Below are 22,594 nucleotides of genomic sequence, written 5' to 3' on the forward strand. Positions count from 1 at the left end.
CATTTGATTAACCATGAAACAAATAGGTAAAGCCTAATGTTCCTGCATTGCTTGTCAAATTTTTCGAGGACAATGTCTCTCTACTCCAGCTATCAGTACCATAACCAGAACGTACTTTTCCTAAATCGGAATATTCGTATCCCAAGGAAAGCAGCCATTGAGGCTTTATTTCCCAATCCAGACCAGCTCCCAGTTGGTAAGCAATCACAGTAGTCGTATGATTGGTAAAATTGGGGCTGATGCGCGGTGTGACATCGGGCAAGGCGCTTTCATAATATTGACTTCCTTTATTGGAGCTCACTCCAACGCCTCCTTGCACAAACGGCATTATGTTTTTCCAACTAATGACATTGGCTTTTGCGGAAGCTAAAACCAAATCAGATTTTACTTTCCATTGATAATTATAATTGGTGAATTCGGGTAAACTGTACTGAATTACCTGTCCATTAATGTCTATATTAAAGAAATGGGAATAGTATATTCCAACCGAAATCGCAGGGAGAATCATATTTGTAAATCGATAACCTCCGCCAATACCTAAGACTAAGGAGGAATCGGAACTGTTGGTATAAATATCTTTATCAAAAGGGCTGGCAAAACCACTGTCATTATTTACGGTAAACTGATCATCCGGCGTTGTTTCTTGTCCTCCAATTTTAGCAGCTACATACCAACTTCCTTTCTTATCCACCATTTCTTTAGCTACTGAATGAGTTGAAAGAGGGCGAGAAGTTTCCTTAACAAGGATTTGCGGTTTTGACTTAATATTAAGTGCCTGCTTTGGTGATGAGTGATGGTTTATCAGAGCAAGATTTGAATTTTGTGAAAGTTTTATGCTGAGTTGATGCAGTTCTTGCGTATTGACAGGCCCCACACGAACCGAGAAAGCATTGCCTGAATGACTAATTATTACAGGGTATTGTGTTCTCGCTTGAACTTTTCTTGCCAATTGCTGAGCATTGTTTTTTTGGCTAAAAGCGCCTAACTGAAGAAAATAAATTCTTTTCAGACTTTTTCCAGTAACTCGTGCAGCATTTTGTGTTCCATAAATTACCTGAGATGAAAATGCAACGCTAATACAATCTAAATTCAATGTAATAATAAACAGAAGTGCCACATATCGTATTAAGTTAATCCTGAACAAAATAAAATCCGTATTATGAAATGTGATGAGCAACGATGCTACTATAATTTCTTTTCGTGATGCAAGATGATCTCAAATATTATTTCGGGGAAGGGACTGATTTGGGCTCTACCCCAACAAAGGGGGCATTTTAATCAAGTTAGTATAGACTAACTCTTTGATTTGACGGTCAAAAGGAAGATTAAAATGCCCAAGAAAGATTGTATCCTAAATTTACCGGGATATTCTATTAAAAAGGTGAGTGGGGAGAACCCGGTTTTTATCGAAGTCACTTATCGTTGTGTTGTTCGCTGTGTTCATTGTGGAAATAAGAAGTTACGTAAAAAAGACAGTTTCATAAGGCGAATACGCCATGAGTCGATTGGATTGCGTCGCAGTTACTTGTGTATTAAGGCTCATAAGTATTATTGTTCTGCTTGTGGTCGCTATTTTAATCAACGTTTTCCTGGGATAGGTAAATATCAAAGAGCCAGCGAGAGTTTGCGTAAACAGGTGTTTCACTATCATAGCAAAGGAGTCAGTCAAAAAGATTTGGCGCGCGACTTAAAGCTGGGTAAATCGACGGTAGAGCGCTGGTATCATTACGGTTATGAGCTTCGTTCCAAGAAGATAGCTACACGTTCTTGTCCTAGAATACTAGGCCTGGATGAGCATTCCTTTAATAGGAAAGTGGGTTATGCCACAACCTTTTGTGACTTGGCCAAACATAAAATATTTGATGTAGTTGAGGGGCGCTCAGAAAAGGACTTAGAGAGCTATCTTAATACCTTGGAAGGAAAAGAGAAAGTACAGGTAGTCTGTATTGACTTAAGCTCGAGTTACCGCAAGTTGATCAGGCGTTACTTTCCCAATGCCATGATTGTTGCCGATCGCTTTCATGTGATTCGTTTATTGAATCAATTCTGTTTGCAGACTTATCAGCAGATTGATCCCGAAATGAAGTATCAGCGAGGCCTCTTGGCCGCATTGAGAACTAATCCTAATAATCTCACGGTAAAGCGACTCAATAGACGAGAACGTTATTTGCAACAGCAGCCTGTCATTGCTGCAATATATTACTTTAAACAGCGATTACATCGGCTTCTCATGCGAAAACATCGCACCGCAAAGCAGTGTACGCGTTTAATACCTCTCTTTCTTAAACTGGTTGCCAGTCTGAAGGAAAGCCCTTTTGAATCACTCAAAACGTTAGGTAAAACATTATATCAATGGCGGGAAGAAGTGGTTAGAATGTGGCGGTTTACTAAAAACAACGGCATTACTGAGGGGTTTCATCGTAAGATGAAACTGATTCAACGGCGTGCTTATGGGTTTAGAAATTTTGAAAATTACAGGTTAAGGGTTAAAGTTTTGTGTTCTTGATTATTGCCCCCGGATTTGGGGAAGAGCCCTGATTTGATTACAGTGGATATTCTATTGCTTGAAGTGATAAAAGAAAGACAAAATCAGAACTAGGGTTTGATTGCTCACTTCAAGTGTTCTCAATCAGGGAATATGTGAAATGGTGGCTATGGGTGGACTCGAACCACCGACCTCAGCATTATGAGTGCCGCGCTCTAACCGGCTGAGCTACATAGCCACAAGAGGTCGTGATTTTGTCTTTTTCATGTGTTCATGTCAAGACTGTTTCCTGAGTTTTTTATAATTAATTTATATTAAATTGAATTTTCATTATTTTTTCAAAGTAGAGCAAGGTGTTTGGTGTGCAGTTGATTGCGATATCAAGAAATTGGTGCTCCCGAGCAAAGGGTTGTTTTGGAGAATAGTTGATAATCCGCGCTAGCAAAACAGATTTATTTACCAGAGTTTAAGCCCATCTCTCAGAGATGGGCTTAAAGAAAGAAGATTGGTTACTTTATTATTTGGATAAAAAATTTAAATGATCAGCAGATAGAGCGCTCCAGCTCCTCTCAATACCTGGACTAATAACTGTTTCTTTTTCTCGTGTGCAACAGTTTGTAACGATTTAATGTCTTTAACCGGTGTTTTATTAGCAGAAATGATAATATCCCCTGGTCTTAAGCCGGCTCGCCAGCCTGCACTGGTTTCCGAAGCACCTACGACTTGCACTCCAACAACGTTACCATGAGGTGGTGATTCTTGTTCAAAATTACGTAAGGCTAATCCGTAGAGAAAGGGATTATTGGATTGTAATTTTTGTTCATGCTTTTTGATATCAGTGACTTCTACATCTAATGTAAGCGGTTTATTATCCCGCAAGATTTTAATTTTAGCAGTAGAGCCGGCTCGCAGCAGGCTAATAGTTGTTTTTACCTGCGTTGCCTGAGTTATTTTGGTATCATTAATTTGTACAATGATGTCACCTGATTTTAGACCAGCCAATTGAGCAGGTGAGTTTTCATTGACTTGTGATACTAAAGCCCCTTGAAAATCTTCGGCATATCCCATTGATTGAGCAAGTTCTGGTGTTAAATGCTGAACAAATATACCCATTAAACCACGATGAATGGAACCAAATTTAATGATTTGTTGCGCTACATCTTTCACCATATTAATTGGGATGGCAAAACCAATACCCACATTACCACCATAGGGTGAAATAATGGCTGTATTAATGCCAATTAACTCGCCTTTTGCATTGACCAAGGCACCACCTGAATTACCAGGATTGATTGCTGCGTCAGTTTGGATAAAATTTTCAACGCCTTCAATATTCAAATCGCTGCGTTTTAAGGCGCTGACTATTCCAAACGTAGCAGATTGGCTATTTCCAAAGCTGTTTAATCCAAAGGGGTTTCCAATAGCAACAACATAATCACCGACTTCCAGTTTATCAGAATCACCAATTACCAAGGATTTCAAATTTTTAGCATCAATTTTTAAAACAGCCAAGTCTGTTTCGCTATCACCTCCAATCAGGCGAGCTTTTAATCTCCTGCCATCTTGAAGGGTTATAGTAATTAAATTGGCGTTACGGATAACATGGTCATTCGTTATAATAATGCCATTTTTAGGATCAATAATAACGCCTGACCCAATGCTTTCAAATTTTCTGCCTTTTTCAGGTATTCTGGAAGGTTGCTTGTTGTTTTGTCCTTCATCATCTTCTGAGTTTCCAGAAGAGGACAGATCATTAGGCAAGTACCCTTGAACAGCCACGTTAACAATAGCGGGCATAGCATTTTTTAGAACAGGAGCTAGGCTGGGCATATTGGCAGCATCTTGCGCTGCATCAGCTATAGGGATGAAAAATACAAGCAGACTTGCTATGAATAATCTTATACGTGTAATCATATTATTAATCCTGATTTTACTCATTAATCCAGATGAAAGTACCTATTCTACCTGTTTGTGATTCTCTACGATAGGAATAGAACTCATTTTTTAACTCAAAAGTGCACAAATTTGACTGAAACACCGATTTTACGCCTTCCAAGTTAAGAACTATTTCAGCAATTTGAGGTAAATTAGCTAACCATTTGCTATGAACTGGTTCAAACGCTTTCCTGGTTAAGGGGTGTTTAGTGGTAAAAGACTGATAAACCTCCTGACCAACTTCATAGCATTTTTGACAGATAGCTGGGCCTATCCATGCCATTATATCTGTCATGTTGCTGTTTAGCTTCTTTAGCGTATTTTCAATAATACCATTATACAGTCCTTTCCATCCAGCATGAATGGCTGCAATTTCAGTTCCTTGTCGATTGCATAGCAATATCGGTAGACAATCCGCTGTCATAATGACTAAAGGGAGTTTAGGTAAACGAGTAATTGCAGCATCAGCATCTCTGGTTTTTTCAATCTCTGCCGTGATGCATTTTGTGCTATGTGTTTGTTCCAGCCAGACAGGTTCTGAAGGCAGATTGATAAGCTCAATGAGTTGTTCTCTGTTTTTGAGTACATGCTGTTCATTATCACCAACATGCAGCCCAAGGTTATTGCTTGTATAGGGTCCATCGCTGAAACCATACAAACGTGTAGTAGTCAAAGCGGTAATATTTTTAGGAGCAGACCAATTGGCAAATCTATTTTTCATCATGTTGATCCAGAGTATTTAACAAGAGTTTGAAATCATCGGGTAATAATGCATTCAGTGTTATCTCTGTATTTTTTACAGGATGACAAAATGAAATGGAACAGGCATGAAGCGCTTGCCTTTTAAATTGTTTTAATACGGAGAGCAAAGTCTCATCTGCATTAGGAGGAAATTTCATTCTTCCTCCATACAGTTGATCTCCTACAACCGGGTGGTTAATGTGGTTCATATGCACTCTTATCTGATGAGTGCGCCCTGTCATTAAGTTAACATTCAGTAAAGTAAAGTCATTGTAGCGCTTATTGATATTGTAATGGGTAATTGCTTGACGCCCAAAATCAGTTACAGCCATCTTTAATCTATTTTTGGGATGCCTGCCAAAACCTGTATCTATTGTTCCACCGGAAATGACATAACCATGAACTAATGTCAGATAATGGCGTTTAATTTCGCGATTTTGCATTTGTCTGATGAGAGAAGTATGGCTAATCAGGTTTTTAGCTACAATCAGCAGGCCAGTAGTATCTTTATCCAATCTATGAATAATTCCCGCACGAGGAAGCAGTTGCAGTTCGGAACAATGATGAAGCAGCGCATTAACCAGTGTGTGTTCCTTATTTCCCGCACCGGGGTGTACTACTAGTCCAGCTGGCTTGTTAACAACAATAACTTCATTGTCTTCATAGATTATCTGAATTGGGATGTTCTCAGGTTTACAAAAGTTAAAATCTGTGTTAACCATGGAATGGTCAACATTAATCGTAATTAAATCACCGCCCAGCGCTTTATCTTTGGGTTTGCAAGGCATATTGTTAAGGGTAACAGCACCTGTTTTAATCCAGTTACTGATAAGAGAGCGCGAATACTCGGGAAGCAGCCTGGCAATCACGCTATCTACTCGTTGCTTATGTAATTCGCGAGGTACAGATAATTGTTGTTGGATATGCTCAATCATTAGGCTGGCTGCATCTCCTTTTCCAGCAGCCTTCCTCGCAATGAATTAGGTAACGCATCACTAATTTGGACATCTATAAATTGCCCAATGAAATGAGATGGGCCGTCAAAATTAACCACACGGTTACATTCAGTACGGCCGGATAATTGCTGTGAGCTTTTCTTGGAAAATCCTGTAACCAGAATTTTTTGTTTGCTACCTATCATTGATTCACTATAACGAGCGGCATTCATTAATAATCTGTTTTGCAAAATCTGTAAACGTTGCTTTTTTACCTCCATAGGCGTGTCATCAGGTAAATTTGCTGCAGGAGTTCCTGGTCTTGGGCTGTATATAAAACTGAAAGAGGTATCAAATCCTATTTCGTGCACAAGATCCATGGTGTCCTGGAAATCTTTGTCTGTCTCTCCGGGGAAGCCTACAATAATGTCAGTAGATAAGCGAATGTCTGGTCGAATTTTCCTTAGTTTGCGAATTTTAGATTTAAATTCCAGGGCAGTATAACCACGCTTCATTAAAGATAAAATGCGATCGGAGCCACTTTGCACCGGAAGGTGTAGATGATTGGCAAGCTCAGGAACCTCGGCATAGGCATTGATGAGATTTTCTGAAAATGCCAAAGGATGTGATGTTGTAAAACGTATTCTGCCTATTCCATCGATAGCAGCAATATAATGAATTAACAAGGCAAGATCGGCCATGTCCCCATTATCCATAGTGCCTCTATAATCGTTCACATTTTGGCCTAGTAAATTAATCTCTCTGACGCCTTGAGTAGCCAATTGATAGCATTCTGCCAATACATCATCAAATGGTCTGCTGATTTCTTCGCCGCGCGTGTAAGGCACGACACAGAAGCTGCAATATTTACTACAGCCTTCCATTATAGATACAAAAGCTGTAGGGCCTTCCGCTCTTGGTGCGGGTAAATGATCAAATTTCTCTATTTCAGGAAAGCTGATATCAACAACGGACTTATTTTTTTCAAGTCTTTCATTGAGTAGGGCAGGGAGCCTGTGCAATGTTTGTGGCCCAAATACGATATCAACAAACGGTGCTCTTTTTATGATATCTGAACCTTCCTGACTTGCTACACATCCTCCCACGCCAATGAGTACATGAGGATTTTTAGCTTTATATTCCCGCCATTGACCCAGTTGAGAAAAAACTTTTTCTTGAGCTTTTTCTCGAATTGAGCATGTGTTTAATAAAATAACATCGGCATCTTCGACTTGATCAGTTTTGACCAAACCGTGGGAAGCATAAAGTACTTCTGCCATTTTAGAAGAATCGTATTCATTCATTTGGCAGCCATTTGTTTTAATGTATAATTTCTTAACCATTTTCGTTCTACAAGTTGAAATTGCGTTATTATTTCATTAATTGACACTTTGGCAATAGGTTTCTTTGATTTTTGGCAATATCAGCAGCGCAACTAACATGCCTATTGGAAGAATTGACAAAGCAGTGTAGTAAGCTTCCAATGGATAAACTCTCACAGTCCCCATCATTTGGCCTTGCCACATTTTATCCAGAATGTAACCAATCAGGGGTTGTGCCAATGCTATTCCAACCATATTCATCATATTCATGAAACTAAGTCCTGTGGCGACATATTTTTTATTACATAATTCTTTGGCTACTGAGAAGGCTGGCAAAAAGCCCGCAGAAAAGATACCAAAGGCAAACAGCAGAAGCTCCATAGTAATTGAAGAAGTAATGGGAGCAAAAATAAAGAGCAAAGAACAAATCATTGCCCCTACACATCCAATATACATAGGTGGCTTACGTAATCCAATACGGTTTGAAAACAGTCCCCATAAAGGACTGGCGATTGCCCAACCCACAAATACTAATGAGATAAAATTAGCGGCGGTAGATTTCGCAATTAGCATTTTATTCATCAGGAAAGGCACTCCCCAAAGCCCGCAAAATACGGGTGTTGCCATGTACATTAGCCCACCATAGGTAGCAACCAGCCAAAGTTGTTTATTCTTTATCAGTGTGAGTAGACTGGGGATTAAGCGTTCTTCTTCGACAGGATGTTGATGGATAGCGGGAGAAAAATTCTTGGGAGTATCTCTGGCAATCAAGATGAGCAAAGTCGCTAAAAGAAGCCCTACACTGCCCATGATAATCATGCTTTCCCGCCAGCCAAAATTATCAATTAGAAGAGCCAAAGGCGTTTCTCCGCCTATTGCACCCATCATCCCTATGGTGACCATTAAACCTGTCAATAATGCGAATTTTTGGGCTGGAAACCAGTTGGCTGCCAATTTCATGGTGCCAACCGCAGCAAATGCAGAACCAAATCCAATCATCAATCTTGCGACACAGGCCATAAAGAAATTATCTGTCATGCCAAAGGCAATAGTACTCACAGCACAAACTACCGTGGCAAGAGTTAATAAACGTTGTGGGCCAAAATAATCCATTAGAACACCACCAGGAAGCTGCATGGCAGCATAAGAGTAGAAATAAATGCCCGACAGAATACCTAAAGTATGACTGGTTACCGAGAAATCTCTCATGAGTTCATTACTCATTACGCTTGGGGATACCTGCAATAAACATTCATAAAAATAGAATAAGCAACCCAAGCCCCACACCATCCAGGGCATAATTAAGCTGACACTTGCTTTATTGAGTGATTCGGATTGTACATTGTAATGAGCCATTATTTAAAAGTTCTCCAAATTTATCCAATCATTAGATTCTATGAAAGTTATTAGTCAAAAAAGAGGATATAGATGGTATTTCCATATATTCTAATCTTTGATTAAAAATGTACTTATTTTATTCACAAAGTGAATTTATACGTTAACACACCTCATGGCAAAATTCACTAAATAAAATAATATAAAATATTATCAGGTTGGCCACTATTTGTCTATCAGGATGGGGTTTTTTGATTGTGTTTTCAATATATTATTGCAGATTATCTGGATTCTCTTGAGCATCTGGCGCATCAAGGATTACTCGTGTTCCTCTCATTCCTCCCCCAGGAAGGTCGATAAATTCCTCATTTAACCAGCGCGCATCTTCAATAAACAGGCGAACACAACCGTGGCTTGCTCTGTACCCTGGAACTTCATAACTTCCATGTAGGGCATAGCCTCTGAAAAAATGCATACAATAAGGCATTAGAGCCCCACCATGTTCGCCATTTGATCTTCTTGGGAAAACAGTAGAAACACAATCAATATCCTGCTTGCGAATAATACGAAATGATCCTGTTGGTGTAGAGCAGCCACCTATAACTTTACATTTACCTACACCTGATGATATTGGCCCCCACCAAAGCAATTCACCGTCTTCATCATAAGCACCCCACGCCAATTTTTTTTGACTGACATAAATTGTTTTTTCACCACTTGGTTCAATATATCTTGGAAAGGGTGAGACGTCGTAGATGGTTAAGCGCTCTATATTTTTGGGAACAGCAATAATCATCCCGGGTTTGAGCCGGATGTTCATACGATTAATTCGTCTCACAATATCTTGCTCTTCGATGTTAGGAAAAAGTCTATCCCAAGTGTCACCATTTTTTATTTTCATGCAAAAATATTCAGGCAAATTGCAAAGAGTCTCTCCATATCGTTTTTGTGCCTGTACTGATTGCATGCTAAGTAAGAGACAAATTATAAATGCTAGTGATGATTTAAATGTATTCATAATGAAATCAATTTATTCATCTTAACTGGTTTGGCGGCATTTAATGGAAAAACTTTATATTCCAACTCGATAAATCTTTACAAAGTTGCCAAAATTATAATCCTATTCTTGGTCTAAAAATGTACCAAAATTTCGATAACTACAGGATTTCTAGATTATTACCCATATCTTATTGATATTTAGAAGTTTCAAACTATTTGGATTGGGGGGGGGGGATAAAAATAGATGTCTTGGAGTTAATAAGTTTCTTATTATCAACCAAGTCTGGAAAACTCTTATTTTGGTTGCTATAAAGCCGTAAGAAGCGAATGCTGAATTATGGGGGTTCATTTCAAATATTAAAGTTCATTATCAGTATTGGAATTAATTGCTTGCCAGGCTTGATGCACTTCAGCTAATAAGATATTGGACTGAGCTAATAAATCTTCATCATTTTTTAAATTGGCTTTAAGTAGTATTTGTTGAATGTAATCATACAATTGGAGTAAATTTTCGGCAATTTCACCACCTTTATCATGATTGAGACTCATTTTTAAACCTTCAATGATGCTAATGGCTTTGCCAATGTGTTCTCCTTTTTCCTTAATTTGGTTACGCTGTATATTACCCTGAGCAGTAGCAATGTGAGATCTGGCTCCTTGAAGCAATAAATCTATAAGCTCATGAGGGGAGGCTGTTTCTATTCGAGTTTGTAGCTCTATGGCCTTGTATTGGCTAGAAATTTGTGAATATAGGTTTTTCATTCTCATTACCTCCTATTATTTCAATTTTAATTGGGGTAAATTAGCTAATTGTTGGGATAGAAAAACACTAGTGCTTTGTAATTGACTGAGTAGAGTATCCAGAGCAGTGAATTGTTTTAAATAACGGGTTTCAATCGATTTACGTCTGATATCAATTTCGTTTTGTATTTTGGTCAATTGCTTGACTTGATTGTTGAGTTGGTCTTTTCTCTGGTCCAAGTCGCCTTTACTTTCAATATAAGTATCTAGCAATGCGCTCAACTGGACTGCAATACCATCTGTAACAGTTATTTGTCCACGGGCTCCAGCAGATCCTGAAAATACATTAATTGACAGACCACTTAAACCACCGCTTCCTGTCAATGTAATACCATCAGATGATGTAGCCGGTAAACCTCCTATTGTTCCAGACATACTGACTCCGGGAGTAAACTCAGTCAATACAATATCATAATTACCTGATTTTACAGTTGAATTGATGGATTTGATGTTTATGCCTGTATTATTAACCTTCGCGGTTTTTGCGAATAATGCTCCTATTTCTTTATAGTGATTATCGAGTACAGATTTAAACTTGTCTTGTTTGATTTCCAGTAAACCTTGTTTATTGGTGATTATTCCCAAATCGGCCAATGAGCGGATTGGTCCTTCTTGGTTAGCTAAAGGGGTAGTTGCCCACTTGTTTAAATTGAGTTTTAAATTGCGAAATTGCGGGTCGCCCTGAAATACTCCTCCCTGTTTTGTTTCACTGTTATAACCAGTTAAGTTAGTTAAAAACGTCATGGTATCATTGTATTGCTTTATGAATTCGTTGATTAAGCCTGTGAGTTGATCTTTGTTATCATCAATAGTTAAGGTAACAACTTTCCCAATCTCTGCTTTTTTTAAATCAATGGTGACGCCAGTTATTGCCTCATTCAATTGATTGGAACTTTGAACCAAAGTTAATCCATTAATTTTAACAGTACTGTTTTGTGCCGCTACTGTTTCAGTTAATGAATTTACTCCCATGGTAGGATCATAATTTAATGAGGCAACTCCACCACTAATTTTCATCGCATAATTTTCGCCAGTTTTTGAAGACGTGATAGTTAGTCTGGAGCCAAGGCTATCTTGAACTATGCTGGCTGTTATTCCTGAGTTAGAATTATTAATGGCATCTCGTACCGCAACAAGACTATCATTTCCAGGCGCAATGGTTATATTGACTGAAGTAGCTGAAGGATTCGGAGTAAAAGTGGTTTTGTCGCTGTTATAGGTTCCAAAATCTATTGTTATTGTTCCGCTTCCAGTATTAGTCATGTAAGCGCTTGCCAGGCTGTGTTGTTGCGCCAGTTTTTGTGTTTCAATTTGATAAGTACTTTTAGTCGCGCCAGCCCCCAGAGTAACGGAAAAGTAATTCGGATCACTAATGGTTGATTTCATAGTGTAGAATTGACCAAGACTGGAGAGCTTAGCTAACGAAGTTTGCAAGTTAGTTAAATAGCTTTTTAATTGGCCAAGTGCCGACAACTCAGTATTGACACTATTTAACTGTTTATCATGGCGCACTTGCGATGGAGTTATTTCTGCAGTGACTATCGCATCGACCAGGTTTTTTACATCAAGTCCTGATCCTACGCCTGGAGAAGAGAGTTCCATAGAGTATCCCTTTTCTATGTTGTTATTATTCTAGTGAAATTTTAATAAATATTTCAAATTATTAAACGTGCTTGTCTATAGAACCACTAATAATATCATCCAGCAAGCTTAGTAATTCCAAATACTCATCAGAAGGCATTTTACGTAATACTTTATCTGATATTTTCTCTGTTATTATAGTTTGAAGCAAACCTGTTGCTTTATCCAGTGCCTGTTTTGTTTCGGCATCCAAAGCAGAATCATAAGTTATATTTTTGATTTCTGGTCTGGAGGTTTCCTCAACTAATTTCACCTGATCTGTCTGAGCTGCCTTATTAACTGATGGTACAGGTTCAATACTCATTTTCATACTCCTTCTTATACCCATCAACCAGGGTATAAAGAAATCGAAGTGCAGTTATTGCTGCACTTCGATTGCGACATCCTATCGACCTAACAATGATAATACAGATTGTGGTAAGCTATTAGCTTGTGCCAACATTGCTGTGCCTGCTTGTTGCAGGATTTGGTTTTTGGTTAAACTAGCCATTTCAGCAGCGTAATCAGCATCTTGAATACGGCTTCTTGCAGCTGATAAGTTGTCCGAAACGTTTTGCAGGTTGGCTATAGTAGATTCAAAACGGTTTTGCAAAGCTCCCATATTAGCCCGATTAGAGTTTACGCTATTGAGTGCTGCGTCAATTCTCTTAATCGCTGTTTGAGCGCCAGCCACTGTACTTACATCCAGTGAATCCACACCTACTGTATCTTTAGAGATATTGGCATTTAAGCCAACGTTAGCAACAGTACCACCGATCGCGATAGTATCAACGGCACTGATTGATAATGTACCGCGCAGCGCGCCATCAAATGCGCCACCAGTTACGGTTAAACCGTCAGTACCAGCGGTAAAACCTGTACCGCTTTCTGTGACCGTAATGTTTCTACCGTCAGCAGCAGTGAGTGTCATATTACCACCGTTAAGTGACGCAATGACACCAGTTTGGTTACTGACGCCATTGATAGCATCTCGAAGATCGGAGTTAGTCAATGCTGTTGCTACGTTAAGGTTAGTGTATATAGCAACACCGTTAATGGTTAAGTTATAAGTATCACCCGCAGTTCCGCCGATTGCGCCAACTGCTTGTGTGCCACTGGTAGATGCCGTAACGGATAGTCCTCCTATTCCAGCATCGTTGATAGCGGCAGCTTTGGCATAGGCAGATGTAGCATCTTGCCCGTTTAGCGCTCCGGTAAAATTGGCAGAAGAGTTAATACTAGTGGCTGCACCTCCTCCAATTGCAATAGTAATATCTGTTGCTGCAGCACCAGCAACTTCTGTTCCTGTAGCTGTGGCAATCCCTCCAATAGACGAAGCTTTTATGCTGCCTATACTGAAGTTGATTGTTTGGTTTGAATTTGCGCCAACCTGGAAGCTTGCGCCAGAGAAAGAACCGTCAAGAATTCTTTGGCCATTAAATTCAGTATTTTGGGCAATACGCTCTAACTCGCTTTTTAATTGTGAAATTTCGCTTTGGATTGAAGCGCGGTCAGATGAGTTATTGGTTGAGTTAGCAGCTTGAACTGAAAGTTCACGCATACGTTGTAAAATATTGGTTGTTTCCTGCATCGCACCTTCAGCAACCTGAGCCAGAGAGATACCATCGTTGGCATTTCTAACTGCTTGATTCATCCCGCGAATTTGTGCAGTCATTCGTTGAGAAATAGCGAGTCCTGCAGCATCATCTTTGGCACTGTTAATTCTTAATCCTGATGATAAACGCTGGATTGATGTTTGCATCATGTTGCCCGAAACACCCAAATTACGTTGGGCTGTAAGCGAAGCCACATTAGTGTTGATTACTTGAGCCATAGTTTTAGTCTCCTCAGACCTGAATCCCTGGTATGGGACATTTGTAATTCAGTAAATTCGATTTATTATTGTGAATTTACTGTACCCGCTTTAGTTATCGGAAATAGTGAAAAAAACTTTAGTTCCAAATGCGTTTTTTTGAAGAATTGCAAAAAATTATTGAATAAAATTAGAGTGTTAAATAAATATAAAAATAGATTAAAAAATAAACATATCCTCTGAAATCATTCAGATGAACTTGAATATTTTAGAGTAATTAGGGTTTCCAGTGAGATTACGTTCAGATTGTCAAGTCGATTTAGTAAAATTTCTTATTTCTTATATGGAATTCACCTCAAATATAGGCATGTCAGATTGTTTTTTTCTGTGTATAATAATCCGATTTGATAATATCTAGGTTCTAATTTATGAGCTGGCTTAAAAAACTGTTACCATCAAGAATAAGGACAGAGACCTCTCAAAAAAAGGGGGTTCCGGAAGGTTTATGGGTTAAATGTTCTGGTTGTAATGAGGTACTTTACAGTACGGAACTGGCAAAAAACTTTATGGTTTGCCCATCTTGTAATTTTCATCATCGCATTTCCGCGCGCTTGAGAATTGCCCAATTTCTAGATGAGTCAGGGCAGGAAGAAGTAGCTGCTGGGCTGGAGCCACAGGACAGGTTAAAATTCAGGGATTCCAAAAAATACAAGGATAGAATTTCTCAAGCGCAAAAAGCGACAGGAGAGAAAGAAGCATTAATTGTCGTTAAAGGGTTATTAATGCAACAACCAGTGGTTGTCAGTGCCTTTGAATTTAACTTTATGGGTGGCTCCATGGGAGCGACAGTTGGAGAAAAATTTGTAAGGGCAGTAAATGTTGCTGCAACAGAAAAGCGACCATACATTTGTTTTACGGCCAGCGGCGGTGCTCGTATGCAGGAGGGATTATTTTCTTTAATGCAAATGGCTAAAACATCCGCAGCATTAGCAAAATTTGCTGAAACTGGTTTGCCTTTTATTGTTGTGCTAACCGATCCAACGATGGGTGGTGTATCAGCGAGTTTTGGCAGTCTTGGTGATATAATCATTGCTGAACCCAATGCATTAATTGGTTTTGCTGGGCCAAGAGTGATTGAGCAAACGGTTAGACAAACCTTGCCAGAAGGTTTTCAACGAAGTGAGTTTTTACTGGAGCATGGGCATATTGATATGATAGTTGAACGTAAACATCTTAGAGCAACTATATCCGAATTGGTTTCCAAATTGACTCATAAAGGCGCGGAGAGTTTTTTTGCACGCGCCATGGAGTGAATGGGATTTAAATCACTGGTTGACCCATTTAGAAACCAGAAATACCCAGGAAATACAGCTTGGTTTGGCCAGGGTTTTGACTGTAGCACAGAAATTAAATTTGCAGCGACCAAATTGCAAGGTAGTAACAGTTGCAGGAACAAACGGTAAAGGTTCTACAGTCACTGCACTTGAAACCATTTATCACCAATCAGGTTTCAAAGTTGGTGCCTACACGTCTCCCCATCTTCTTGTGTTTAATGAACGAATCCGAATTAATTTAACACCAATTCAAGATAAGGATTTATGTAAGGCTTTTTCTGTTATTGAAGAAGCGCGTTATCCTACCAATTTAACCTATTTTGAAATGGCAACACTCGCCGCATTATGGTATTTCAAACAGCATGATCTGGATCTGATAATTCTTGAGGTTGGCTTAGGAGGACGATTGGATGCTACAAACATTGTTGATACTGATTTAGCAATTATTACTACTATCGATTTTGATCATCAGAGCTTTCTAGGTGAAACACTTGAGTTGATAGGGTATGAGAAAGCCGGAATACTACGGAAAAATAAACCTTTTATCTACGCCGATCTCTCTCCACCAAAAAGTGTCGTTGAGGTTGCGACTCAACTTCGAGCATCATCTTATTTGTATGGTAAAGACTATTTTTATCAAGAGGCAGATGACCATTGGGAAGTTACTTGTATGGGCAAGCAATTCGATCAACTGACTAAGCCAAAAATTCAACTTCAGTCTGCAGCGGCAGCTATAATGGCTTGTCATTTGTTGCAAGAGCATTTTCCTGTATCTTATGATAACCTAAAGAAGGCAATGGCACTTGTATATATCCCAGGGCGATTGCAATTACAAAAAGGAAAGACTAATATTTTGTACGATGTATCCCATAATCCGCAGTCAGTTCGATTACTTGCAGATACGGTAAAAAAAATCAATACAAAAGGGCGAGTTCATGCGGTTTTCTCTGCTTTAAAGGATAAAGATATTTGTGGATTGATTATGCCTTTAAAGGATTGTGTTAGTCGATGGTATCCTGCACAATTACATAATAAGCGTGCTGTAAGTCAAGAGAAATTGCTTTCTATATTCCGGGAAGCAGAAATTTTTGCAGAAGTTTGTTATAATGACCCACTTACTGCGTTTGAAATGGCATTAAAGCAGGCGTCAGATGGAGATTTAATTATTGTTTATGGTTCATTTTTTACGGTTAGTCATGTAATGGCTGCCCAGCATAATCTTTTGGAGCAGAAGGAGAATCAATGAAACTGATAATGGATGAGAAAGTTAAACATCGCTTGGTAGGCTTGGCCGTTATTATTTCATTGGGGGCAATTTTTGCTCCTGCATTAATAAAAAAATCCAGTCAAAGTCCTGAAAGTAATTTTAGTGTCAATGTGAAATTACCACCAAAGCCATTACCTCCTGATGTAGTGATTACTGATGAAAAAGAGGTATTTAAAACTATAAAAGTGGCCAAAGCAGAAATACCCCCTATACCCGTTGAAAAACAATCAATCAATATGGTAAAAGCAGAATCCATCAGTACAGAAGAAAACAATCTCAGCGGTGCGTCTAAAATCGCAACACTTGAAGCAGAGAGAGCGAATTCAATTAAAGCAGAGCCAATTAAATTGGCAGTTAATAAAGCGGCGAATGCGACAGCAAAGAAAGTGATGACCTTAGCTGCAGCAAAACCGCCGGTGAAAACATCTCCAGTTGTTACGGCAAAGGTTAGTAATAACAAGAGGGGCAACCAGGTTGTTGCTGCCAGAAAACCAGTGCTTAAACAAGATATTTATGCAGTTCAGTTGGCTTCATTTACACAAATAGCTAATGCTCAAGCTTTAGTAAATCGATTACGCAGTAAAGGCTATAAGGCTAATTATCTTAAGTCCAATAGCAGGAATGGAGTAGTTTATAAAGTAGTTGTTGGTCATTCACCTATTAAAAAAGATGTAATTAAATTAAAAACTCAATTAGCTAGTGCCATGCAATTAAATGGTTTTGTTGTGAATACCGGAGTTAGTTAGTTATGCAACTACAATGGGTTGATATAGCAATTGTCGCAATTATCGCTTTATCAGTATTGACTGGCTTATTTCGTGGTTTTGTAAAGGAACTTGTTGCATTATGCGTATGGGTATTAGCTATTTGGTTAGGTTTTAATTATTCACAAAGCCTCGATCCTTGGTTAAGTTCTTATATACAGGAACAATCAGTACGAACAGTCATTGGATTTATTATTATTCTTTTTGCTACCCTCTTTGTCGGGGGAGTGGTGAATGCAATACTTAGCTTTATCTTAAAACGAGCTGGGTTAAGTGGAACTGATCGAACTTTAGGAATGGGTTTTGGCTTTTTACGTGGAGTTTTTATCGTTGCCTTGATTATGGTTGCAGTCAAAATGACTTCTTTGCCTTATCAGGAGTACTCACAAAAATCTAAACTTTACGCACGATTTGATCCTGTTGTAGCTTTATTATATAGTCATTTGCCTGAATTTATAAAGCAGGTTAAATCTGTTGATAAAACGGAAAACATCATTGATACAGTTCCTGCTTCTTAATGTAATTGTACACCGATTCTGGTAAGTCATTCTTCACATCTTTATGCTGCTTTAATTGTTCTCTGATTCTGGTTGAAGCTATATCATAGCGCCCTGCATTATATAAGCAAATAACACCGGCATGATGATTTAGCAGTATATTTTTATCATCATTTCTATATTGGTTAAGAAGAGTTTGCACTGATTTTGGTACTGGCTGTTGTGAGAATTCTTCTCTATTAATAACCAGTAAATTGGCTAAGGATATTATTTTTTCCCATTGGTACCATTGTGGTAGATTTAATAATGCATCGTATCCAATAATCAGAGTTAATGATGAGTCGGTATATTCTTGTCTGAAACTTTGCAAAGTGTATACCATATAGGATGGAGTATCTCGATCCAGCTCTCGAGTATCTATTTTAAAATCAGGGTAAGGTTTGAGCGCTAACTTTAGCATTTCTATTCTTTGTTTACTGCTGGCACAGGATGGAGGTTTGATTGCGGGGCTTTTACAAGGTAAAAAATGATAGGAATTAAAGCCAAAATGAGCTTGAATTGCCAGGCTGGTCTTGATATGGCCATTATGCACTGGGTCAAATGTTCCACCAAATATTGCTATGCTATGCATGCATCACCTAATAGTTGCCCTAAACATAAAGAAAGAGAAATGTTCTCTAAAGCATTCCATACTTGATTATGTGAGTTGGATTTGATTTTATCATCAATAGATTGGCAATAGTGATGTAGTTGTTGTAAAAGCAAGGTATTTAATCGTTTAATGGCAGATTGATAAAGATTAATTCTTTGAGTCCAAATTTTTAATTGATTGGATGCCGTTTTGATATCCATCTTTTGTTGTGTTAGAAACAACAATTGTAATAATATTCTTATTTCTTGGGTAAGCATCCATAATACTAATGTGACTTCCGTTTTATTATTGGCTGCTTGTCTTAAAATATGAATTGCTCTATCACTATGACCAAGCAGGCATGAATCAATCAGTTCAAAAAGAGAAAAATCACATTGATCTGATAAATGCTCCAAGGCCATGTAAGGAGTAATTAGAGTGCCGGGTGTGTTGCTCAAATTAATTTTTTCAATTACCTGAGCGGTAGCTAACATATTTCCTTTCGTATACTGATAAATTAATTCGGGAACATATGGATCAAAAGAGGTAGTATTTAATTTTAGTTGTTCATTAATCCATCTCTTCATTGCTTCTGAGCTTAATGGTTGTGCGATGATAATCAGCGCTTGTTCATCATGTGTTAACCATTGAAGTTGCTTGGCAGTAAGGTTAGGAGCTCTGATTATAATATAATTATGAGGGTTTGCTGATTTGAGATATTCACCAAGAATTTTTTTCCCTGTTGTATCTATCGTTTTTTTATCATAGAAAATGGTTAAAATAACTGTTTGATAAAATAGGGAGTAATTATTTGCTTCTTCCAGAACGACATGCCATTCTTCAGGGGACTGAATAGAGAGGATTTTTTCATCACATTCAAATGATTTTTTAAGCATTGATTTTATGTTATTGAGTGCTTCATCAATAAGATAATGATCTTGTCCAATTAGTATATTCAGAGGATATATTTTTTTTTGTAAAAGCTGAGTAAGTGCTTGTTGATTGATTTGCATATTATGGTCGGTTTAAACGATTAATGATTTGAATAGCAGCATCACGCCTCATTTCGCTGACTAAAAGAGCCTGTTCTTCATTTGAGCCTAATATTCTGTCATTATTCACGGTGAGTTGACGACTCACATTAACTTTTCTAGGGGTTTTAATAATTTGCCCTTTGGGAGTCTGCAACATAAATTCAATGGTTAAGATTAATTGATATTGTCTTGGATTGGTACTTGCACCAATGCTGACAATTTGCTGTTGTAAACTAGAGCTGTTAATAATTAACCAGTATTTTGCGAGAGATGGATCAGAATTAACATGAACTTTATAGCCTTCTAGCTGGGATTTGAGTATAGAAACTAGTTCCTTATTTCCATCCTTGGAAATAATAGAAACATTGTCAAGCCATTCAGGGATATCAATTGCTCCACGCAAATGAAAACCACAACCAGTTAGCAGCCAAATCAGTATAAGAGATGTTAAATATTTGTGGATCTGAGTCATTCTTCTTTTAACCTCTCTTACTTGCACTTACAGGTATGACCACCTATGGCCTGAGAAATTTTGTAAAATATTTAGAGATTGCTGGAACGTCGTGCCACACATTTTTAACCAATGACCAAGTTGATTAATTGCCTATGTGGGACAACAATTGCTTTTTTAATAGTATGGTGTACCACAAAGTTATGGGCATGCTCCTTAGCCGCAGCAATTAACTCATCTTCAGTCGCATCAGTGCTTGCAGTAAACTGGGCTCTGAGTTTTCCATTAACTTGTACAACATAATCTACTTCATCGGTTTTTAGAGCACTTTTATCTACCTTTGGCCAAGGCGCATCAATTATTGCTTTATCAAACCCTAATTGCTGCCAAAGGCAATGGCAAATATGTGGAGTAATTGGCGCCAGTAGCCTCAGCAATATACTGATGCCTGAGTGAACAAAATACTTGTCATTTTCAGTTTCAATGGAATAATCAGATAGTTCATTAAATAGTTTCATGCAGCCAGAAACAACTGTGTTAAATTGATTCCGGTCATAGTCATGAGTAGCTTGAGCAAGTATTTGATGCACAATATGGCGGGATTTTTTTAAGCGAGGCTCCGCTTCCTTCCAGTCGACATGACCATTTCCACTTAAAATACTATCGTTAATGTCAATGAGCATGTCTCTATGCTGATGAGAAAAAGCCCAAACTCGTTTTAGAAAACGATGTGCACCTTCGACGCCAGAATCTGACCATTCCAGCGATTGCTCGGGAGGTGATGCAAACATCACAAATAGGCGAGCGGTATCAGCTCCGTAGGTATCGATAAGATGGTTTGGATCAACCACGTTACCTAATGATTTTGACATTTTATGTCCGTCTTTTAAAACCATACCTTGAGTTAATAAAGCATTAAAAGGTTCATCTGAATTGACTAATCCTTCATCACGCATCAATTTATGAAAAAAACGGGCATAAAGCAGATGCATTACAGCATGTTCAATTCCACCAATGTATTGGTCTACAGGTGTCCAATATTTAGCTCGGTCATCAAGCATAGCATTTTCCTGGCCTTTGCAAGCAAAGCGAGCATAGTACCAGGAGGATTCAACGAAGGTGTCAAACGTATCTGTTTCTCGGGCTGCATCCTGGCTGCATTTTGGACATGTTACATTAACAAACTCTTTGCATTGTGCAAGGGGTGAACCGGTGCCAGTAAAATCAACATTCTCTGGTAAAACAACAGGTAATTCTTCATCTGGGACTGGAACTATGCCACATTGTTCACAGATTATCATTGGGATAGGAGTTCCCCAGTATCTTTGTCTGGAAACTCCCCAGTCTCTTAGGCGATAATTAATAGTGGCTTTGCCAGCATCATTTTCTTCCAGAAAATTTGTGATAATTTGAACAGCTTTATTAGAGGGTAGATCATCAAACTGATTCGAGTTAATCAAAATTCCTTCTTCAGTATAGGCTGATTGACTAAAGTCATGTTCAGTGTTTATAGGTTTGATTACTTGTCGGATAGGTAATTGGTATTTTTGTGCAAACTCCCAATCGCGTTGGTCATGCGCAGGCACTGCCATAACAGCACCAGAACCATATTGCATTAAAACAAAGTTAGCCACCCATATAGGCAATTCTTTACCTGTTATAGGATGGATTGCAGTCATTCCAGTGTCAATCCCTCTTTTTTCCATAGTTGCCAGCTCTGCTTCAGCCATCTTAATTCCCTGACAGCTATCGAGGAATTCTTGAACTTTTTTATTGTTGGAAGCTGCTTCTTTGGCTAATGGATGATCTGTTGCTACAGCAAGATAGGTTGCCCCCATCAAGGTATCTGGGCGTGTGGTGTAAATTTTCAATCGTTTAGGGTAATTGTTTACATTAAAATAAATTTCTGTCCCTATGGATTTTCCAATCCAGTTGCGCTGCATTTGTTTGACTTGCGCAGGCCATTCATCCAAGCTATCTAAAGAGCTTAAAAGCTCATCAGCATAGGCGGTAATTTTAATAAACCATTGAGAAATTTCCTTTCGTTCAACCAATGCGCCTGAACGCCACCCACGACCATCAACGACCTGTTCATTCGCTAATACTGTTTGATCAACCGGATCCCAGTTTACAACGGCATTTTTCTTATATACTAACCCTTTTTCAAATAAACGAATAAAAAACCATTGTTCCCAGCGATAATACTCGGGATCACAAGTAGTAATTTCTCTTTTCCAGTCATAAGCATTTCCCAAGCGTAAAAATTGCTCTTTCATGGCCGCAATATTTTTCTTAGTCCATTCTGCAGGAGGAATTTTATTCTTGATGGCGGCATTTTCGGCAGGTAATCCAAAAGCATCCCACCCTATAGGTTGCAGGACATTTTTTCCCAATGCTCGTTGATACCGGGCTATGACATCACCTAGGGTATAATTTCTCACATGTCCCATATGTAATGTGCCACTGGGATAGGGAAACATAGATAAACAATAAAACTTCTCTTTGTTTAAATCTTCAGTAACATTAAACGATTGCTTCTTATGCCAATATTGTTGTGCTTGTTCTTCAACTTCTTGGGGGTTATAGGTATTATCCATAGGCCAATAAATTTAATAACACGGAACTGCTAA

General features: G+C 38.5%; 20 protein-coding genes and 1 tRNA gene. 5 read left to right on the forward strand and 16 right to left on the reverse strand.

All coding sequences use genetic code 11. From position 1 onward, the window contains the following. Positions 1-7: 7 nt before the first annotated feature. On the reverse strand, positions 8-1,144 hold the full coding sequence (locus tag OQJ02_RS06100; protein WP_265718343.1) for an SPOR domain-containing protein: 1,137 nt from the start codon (positions 1,142-1,144) through the stop codon (positions 8-10). A gap of 186 nt (positions 1,145-1,330) precedes the next feature. On the opposite strand from OQJ02_RS06100, the gene OQJ02_RS06105 reads away from it, so the two are divergent. Next, positions 1,331-2,506, forward strand: a complete 1,176-nt coding sequence (locus OQJ02_RS06105) for an ISL3 family transposase (protein WP_265718344.1) — start codon at positions 1,331-1,333, stop codon at positions 2,504-2,506. Positions 2,507-2,646: 140 nt separating this feature from the next. On the opposite strand, the gene OQJ02_RS06110 is transcribed toward OQJ02_RS06105, so the two are convergent. The 11 genes from OQJ02_RS06110 to OQJ02_RS06160 form a co-directional block, all read right to left on the reverse strand. Further along, positions 2,647-2,723, reverse strand: a tRNA-Met gene (locus OQJ02_RS06110). A gap of 296 nt (positions 2,724-3,019) precedes the next feature. Further along, entirely contained in the window at positions 3,020-4,399 is a 1,380-nt protein-coding gene (locus OQJ02_RS06115) for a Do family serine endopeptidase (protein ID WP_265718345.1), read from the reverse strand. 16 nt (positions 4,400-4,415) lie between these two features. Continuing rightward, the gene (gene pgeF / locus OQJ02_RS06120; protein WP_265719802.1) at positions 4,416-5,141 is read right to left on the reverse strand and encodes a peptidoglycan editing factor PgeF; all 726 of its coding nucleotides are present in this window, start codon (positions 5,139-5,141) and stop codon (positions 4,416-4,418) included. Then, positions 5,131-6,096: a 23S rRNA pseudouridine(1911/1915/1917) synthase RluD gene (gene rluD / locus OQJ02_RS06125; protein ID WP_265718346.1), complete on the reverse strand. Its 966-nt coding sequence runs from the start codon at positions 6,094-6,096 to the stop codon at positions 5,131-5,133. The genes pgeF and rluD overlap by 11 nt, the downstream gene beginning before the upstream one ends. Further along, the gene (miaB, locus tag OQJ02_RS06130; RefSeq protein WP_265718347.1) at positions 6,096-7,439 is read right to left on the reverse strand and encodes a tRNA (N6-isopentenyl adenosine(37)-C2)-methylthiotransferase MiaB; all 1,344 of its coding nucleotides are present in this window, start codon (positions 7,437-7,439) and stop codon (positions 6,096-6,098) included. The genes rluD and miaB overlap by 1 nt, the downstream gene beginning before the upstream one ends. A 36-nt stretch (positions 7,440-7,475) precedes the next feature. Continuing rightward, a complete protein-coding gene (locus OQJ02_RS06135) occupies positions 7,476-8,774 on the reverse strand; it encodes an MFS transporter (protein WP_027226848.1) in 1,299 nt (432 codons plus the stop codon). A gap of 250 nt (positions 8,775-9,024) precedes the next feature. Then, the gene (locus OQJ02_RS06140; protein WP_322783375.1) at positions 9,025-9,771 is read right to left on the reverse strand and encodes a L,D-transpeptidase; all 747 of its coding nucleotides are present in this window, start codon (positions 9,769-9,771) and stop codon (positions 9,025-9,027) included. A gap of 338 nt (positions 9,772-10,109) precedes the next feature. After that, entirely contained in the window at positions 10,110-10,520 is a 411-nt protein-coding gene (fliS, locus tag OQJ02_RS06145; RefSeq protein ID WP_265718349.1) for a flagellar export chaperone FliS, read from the reverse strand. A gap of 9 nt (positions 10,521-10,529) precedes the next feature. Further along, a complete protein-coding gene (fliD, locus tag OQJ02_RS06150; RefSeq protein WP_265718350.1) occupies positions 10,530-12,155 on the reverse strand; it encodes a flagellar filament capping protein FliD in 1,626 nt (541 codons plus the stop codon). A gap of 61 nt (positions 12,156-12,216) precedes the next feature. Beyond that, positions 12,217-12,498, reverse strand: a complete 282-nt coding sequence (locus OQJ02_RS06155; protein ID WP_265718351.1) for a hypothetical protein — start codon at positions 12,496-12,498, stop codon at positions 12,217-12,219. Between the two features lie 81 nt (positions 12,499-12,579). Next, positions 12,580-14,007 (reverse strand): flagellin, encoded by a 1,428-nt coding sequence (locus OQJ02_RS06160; protein ID WP_265718352.1) that lies wholly within the window; start codon positions 14,005-14,007, stop codon positions 12,580-12,582. A gap of 407 nt (positions 14,008-14,414) precedes the next feature. On the opposite strand from OQJ02_RS06160, the gene accD reads away from it, so the two are divergent. The 4 genes from accD to OQJ02_RS06180 are packed head-to-tail and all read left to right on the forward strand — an operon-like array spanning position 14,415 to position 17,869. Further along, positions 14,415-15,299: an acetyl-CoA carboxylase, carboxyltransferase subunit beta gene (gene accD, locus OQJ02_RS06165; protein ID WP_265718353.1), complete on the forward strand. Its 885-nt coding sequence runs from the start codon at positions 14,415-14,417 to the stop codon at positions 15,297-15,299. Beyond that, positions 15,280-16,566: a bifunctional tetrahydrofolate synthase/dihydrofolate synthase gene (folC, locus tag OQJ02_RS06170; protein ID WP_265718354.1), complete on the forward strand. Its 1,287-nt coding sequence runs from the start codon at positions 15,280-15,282 to the stop codon at positions 16,564-16,566. Before accD ends, folC begins: the two co-directional genes overlap by 20 nt. Beyond that, a complete protein-coding gene (locus OQJ02_RS06175) occupies positions 16,563-17,333 on the forward strand; it encodes an SPOR domain-containing protein (protein WP_265718355.1) in 771 nt (256 codons plus the stop codon). The genes folC and OQJ02_RS06175 overlap by 4 nt, the downstream gene beginning before the upstream one ends. 2 nt (positions 17,334-17,335) lie before the next feature. Beyond that, positions 17,336-17,869, forward strand: a complete 534-nt coding sequence (locus tag OQJ02_RS06180) for a CvpA family protein (RefSeq protein ID WP_027221530.1) — start codon at positions 17,336-17,338, stop codon at positions 17,867-17,869. Here the strand turns inward: OQJ02_RS06180 and nadD are convergent. The 4 genes from nadD to leuS form a co-directional block, all read right to left on the reverse strand. After that, the gene (nadD, locus tag OQJ02_RS06185) at positions 17,844-18,479 is read right to left on the reverse strand and encodes a nicotinate-nucleotide adenylyltransferase (RefSeq protein ID WP_265718356.1); all 636 of its coding nucleotides are present in this window, start codon (positions 18,477-18,479) and stop codon (positions 17,844-17,846) included. The two genes, OQJ02_RS06180 and nadD, sit on opposite strands and share 26 nt — an antisense overlap. After that, a complete protein-coding gene (gene holA / locus OQJ02_RS06190; RefSeq protein WP_265718357.1) occupies positions 18,467-19,492 on the reverse strand; it encodes a DNA polymerase III subunit delta in 1,026 nt (341 codons plus the stop codon). Before holA ends, nadD begins: the two co-directional genes overlap by 13 nt. 1 nt (position 19,493) lies before the next feature. Next, positions 19,494-19,985 (reverse strand): LPS assembly lipoprotein LptE, encoded by a 492-nt coding sequence (lptE, locus tag OQJ02_RS06195; protein ID WP_265718358.1) that lies wholly within the window; start codon positions 19,983-19,985, stop codon positions 19,494-19,496. A 104-nt stretch (positions 19,986-20,089) separates the two neighbouring features. After that, positions 20,090-22,561 (reverse strand): leucine--tRNA ligase, encoded by a 2,472-nt coding sequence (gene leuS, locus OQJ02_RS06200; protein WP_265718359.1) that lies wholly within the window; start codon positions 22,559-22,561, stop codon positions 20,090-20,092. Positions 22,562-22,594 lie beyond the last annotated feature (33 nt).

Origin of the sequence: Legionella sp. PATHC032 (assembly GCF_026191185.1) — a bacterium.
In the GTDB taxonomy this organism is placed as follows: domain Bacteria; phylum Pseudomonadota; class Gammaproteobacteria; order Legionellales; family Legionellaceae; genus Legionella.